The sequence below is a fragment of the Lawsonibacter sp. genome, assembly GCF_022777125.1.
GTDB lineage: Bacteria > Bacillota > Clostridia > Oscillospirales > Oscillospiraceae > Lawsonibacter_A > Lawsonibacter_A hominis.
Genome location: NZ_JALFGV010000009.1, coordinates 1 through 3,336 on the forward strand (window position 1 = coordinate 1; position 3,336 = coordinate 3,336).

Consider the following 3,336-nt stretch of genomic DNA (forward strand, 5'->3'; position numbering starts at 1 on the left):
TATAAAAAGTGAATATCAGTAAAATTCTCTGCACCCAGATGGTCTTGACCACCTGGGTGCATTGTGTTTTTCCAAAGCCTGATGTTCCCTTTTCCATCGCGTAACACATCGCCCATGACAACTGAATATGGAAAACTTGAAAGGTGTATAATGGGCGAACTATACCCTAAAGGGAATTTCAAAACAGGAGGTAAAAGTTTATTGTCCAAACGCTACAACACGCCCCACCGCACCCACATCATCAAGACCCGTGTGACCGAAGAAGAACACGCCGACTTCATGGAGCGCCTGACCGCCTACGGCATGAGCCAGTCCGAATTTATCCGGCAGGCCATCACCGGCGCGACCGTCAAGCCCATCATCATCGTGTCCCCCGTCAATGACGAGCTGCTTGCCGCCGTGGGCAGGCTGACCGGGGAGTATGGGAAAATCGGCGGCAACCTCAATCAGATTGCCCGGTATCTGAACGAGTACGGAGCACCGTACAACACCCTCGCCGCCGAGGTTCGGGCGGAGCTGTCCGACCTCGCTGCCCTCAAGTTCCAGGTGCTTCGAGAGGTAGGTGAAGCCATTGGCAACACTGAAACATTTAAGCTCTAAAAATGCCGACTACGGCGTGGCGGAGCAGTACCTCACCTTTGAGCATGACGAGTTCACCGGCAAGCCCATCCTGGACGAGAACGGGCGGCTTGTCCCCCGTCAGGACTACCGCATTTCTTCTTTGAATTGCGGCGAGGAGGACTTCGCCGTAGCCTGTATGCGGGCCAATCTCCGCTATGGAAAAAACCAGCAGAGGGAGGACGTGAAAAGCCATCACTACATCCTGTCCTTTGACCCCAGGGACGGCCCCGACCACGGCCTGACAATGGACAAGGCCCAGGCGCTGGGGGAGCGGTTCTGTGCCGAGCAGTTCCCCGGACACCAGGCCCTGGTCTGCACCCACCCGGACGGTCACAACCACAGCGGCAACATCCATGTCCATATCGTTATCAACTCCCTGCGGGTGGCCGAGGTGGAGCGCAAACCGTACATGGACAGAGCCAGCGACACCCAGGCCGGAGCCAAGCACCGCTGCACCGCCGCAGCCATGCGCCACTTCCGGGCCGAGGTCATGGAGCTGTGCCAGGGGGCGGGGCTGTACCAAATCGACTTGCTGGGCGGGAGCAAAAACCGTGTCACCGAACGGGAGTATTGGGCGCAGAAGAAAGGGCAGCTTGCTCTGGACACCGAAGCCGCCGCCCAGGGTAAGCCGCCCACCAAGTTTGAAACGGACAAGGAGAAGCTGCGCCGGGAGATCCGGGCCGTCCTCAACCTGGCCGTCAGCTTCGAGGACTTTGCCCAGCGGCTGTTACAGCGGGGCATCACCGTCAAGGAGAGCCGGGGCCGGTTGTCCTACCTCACCCCCGACCGGGCCAAGCCCATCACCGCCCGGAAGCTGGGGGACGATTTCGACCGCGCCGCCGTCGGTGCCGCTCTGGAACGCAACGCCGCCCGTCCCAGCCTGGGAGCCAAGCCCAGCATCCGGGAGCAGCTTCGCCAGCCCCAGGGCGTCCAGCGCATGGTGGACATTGAGGCCAAGAAAGCCGAGGGCAAGGGCATCGGCTACCAGCAATGGGCGTCCGTGTTCAACCTGAAGCAGATAGCAAACTCGGTCAACGTCTATACCGAGTATGGCTTTTCCTCGCCGGAGGAGTTGGACGCCGCCGTGTCCGCCGCCTTTGCCGCTGTGCGTGACAGCGCCGCCAGCTTGAAGCCGAAGGAATTGGCCTTGAAAGAAAAAAAGGAGCTGCGGCGGCAGATCATCATCTACCGGAACACCAAAGCAGTCCGGGATGGCCTCGCCGCACAGAAAACGCCCAAGGCCCGCGCCGCCTACCGGCAGGAGCATGAAGGTGATCTTCTCCTCTCCGAGGCCACCATTCGTTTCTTCAAGGCCAACGGCATCACCAAGCTGCCCACCGTCAAGGAGCTGACGGCGGAGATCGAGGCCCTGATGTCCGAGAAGAACGCCGGGTACAATGAGTATCAGGAGCGTAAGCGGGAGGCGGACGAGCTGCTGACCGTCAAGCGGAACATCGACCAGGTGCTTCACGGTGCGCCCAGCCAGCGGAGGGACGAGCATGACCGATAACGCCGTCCGGCTGACCTATCCGCAGTACCGGGCCGTCCGGCGATTGGTGCATGACTGCTGCAACTATGACGGCGGGAACTGCCTTCTGCTGGACGATGGGGAGGAATGTGTCTGCCCGCAGAGCATTTCCTATTCGCTGATCTGCCGCTGGTTTCGGGCGGCTGTGCTGCCTCTGGACGAAAGCCTGTGCGCCGCCCTGCTCCACCGCCGGGAAAGAAAAAAGTGCGTCCTGTGCGGTGGCTGGTACATCCCAAAATCCAACCGGGCCAAATACTGCCCGGAGTGCGCCAAGGAGGAAGAACGCCGCAAGACCCGTGAGCGGGTGCGCCGCCACCGGGCCGCCATGTAACGGTTTAGGCCCTTGAAAAGCCCGGTATCACGGGGCTTTTGGGCCGTCCTCAATAGGGGAGCTGTGTACTACCATTCCGGGCCTCGAAAATGGCCCTCTAAATGTCCACAACAAAAATTTGAAAGGAGCCGCCTATGACCGACACCCCCAGCAAGACCACCACCCGCCGCCCGGACTGCGTGACTGAAATCCGCATGGGCAACACCGTCCTCACCGTTTCCGGCTACTTCAAGCAGGACACCACCGACACCGCCGCCGACAAAATGGCGAAAGTCCTGGAGGCCGAAAGCCGCTGCCAGATCAGCCCCGGCCCGTGACCTCCTGCCGGTAGTTCCGCGATAATCCTCAGCTTAAAACTTTTTCTTGTAAGGAAGTAAAAAGCACTATACAACCGCCCCGGCCTGTGCTATACTGTTGCCATCGGAATAGCGGGGCCGGGGCTGTCGGATTGGAGGAAACGATGTTAAGACAGCAACCCATGCAAGCCCCCATCACCGCCTTGTACTGCCGCCTCAGCCGCGACGATGAATTGCAGGGCGAGAGCAACTCGATTTCCAATCAAAAGCGCATCCTCGAAAGCTACGCCCGTGAGCATAGCCTGATGCCCTATCAGTTTTTCGTGGATGACGGATGGAGCGGAGCCAACTTCCAGCGGCCCGGCTTCACCGAGATGATGGACGCTGTGGAGAGCGGCGCGGTCAAGACGGTCGTGACGAAAGACCTCTCACGCCTGGGACGGAATTATCTGCAAGTGGGCCTATTTACAGAAATTACCTTCCCAAAGAAAGGCGTCCGCTTTATCGCCATCAATGACGGCGTGGACAGCGCCAGAGGGGATGATGATTTCACCCCTTTC

6 protein-coding genes are annotated in these 3,336 nt (G+C 59.6%); 5 read left to right on the plus strand and 1 reads right to left on the minus strand.

Annotated elements, in window-relative coordinates:
- Positions 1-209 (minus strand): hypothetical protein (locus MR825_RS00975; protein ID WP_287878158.1); only part of this gene is annotated, 209 nt, incomplete at its 3' end.
- On the opposite strand from MR825_RS00975, the gene MR825_RS00980 reads away from it, so the two are divergent.
- The 5 genes from MR825_RS00980 to MR825_RS01000 all read left to right on the plus strand — a co-directional run.
- Entirely contained in the window at positions 202-600 is a 399-nt protein-coding gene (locus MR825_RS00980) for a plasmid mobilization protein (protein ID WP_177187319.1), read from the plus strand. The two genes, MR825_RS00975 and MR825_RS00980, sit on opposite strands and share 8 nt — an antisense overlap.
- A complete protein-coding gene (locus MR825_RS00985; protein ID WP_091132798.1) occupies positions 572-2,131 on the plus strand; it encodes a relaxase/mobilization nuclease domain-containing protein in 1,560 nt (519 codons plus the stop codon). The genes MR825_RS00980 and MR825_RS00985 overlap by 29 nt, the downstream gene beginning before the upstream one ends.
- Complete coding sequence (locus tag MR825_RS00990; protein ID WP_091132801.1) at positions 2,121-2,480, plus strand: cysteine-rich VLP domain-containing protein; 360 nt, start codon at positions 2,121-2,123, stop codon at positions 2,478-2,480. The genes MR825_RS00985 and MR825_RS00990 overlap by 11 nt, the downstream gene beginning before the upstream one ends.
- 134 nt (positions 2,481-2,614) lie before the next feature.
- A complete protein-coding gene (locus MR825_RS00995; RefSeq protein WP_091132804.1) occupies positions 2,615-2,797 on the plus strand; it encodes a transposon-encoded TnpW family protein in 183 nt (60 codons plus the stop codon).
- 143 nt (positions 2,798-2,940) lie between these two features.
- Positions 2,941-3,336, plus strand: a 396-nt coding sequence (locus MR825_RS01000) for a recombinase family protein (RefSeq protein ID WP_287878165.1), incomplete at its 3' end; no start/stop codon positions are given.

What these genes read in the sequence shown, in the direction of transcription:
- MR825_RS00990 (WP_091132801.1), top strand. Translation starts at nt 2,121, where the DNA reads ATGACCGATAACGCCGTCCGGCTGACCTATCCGCAGTACCGGGCCGTC.
- MR825_RS00995 (WP_091132804.1), top strand. Translation starts at nt 2,615, where the DNA reads ATGACCGACACCCCCAGCAAGACCACCACCCGCCGCCCGGACTGCGTG.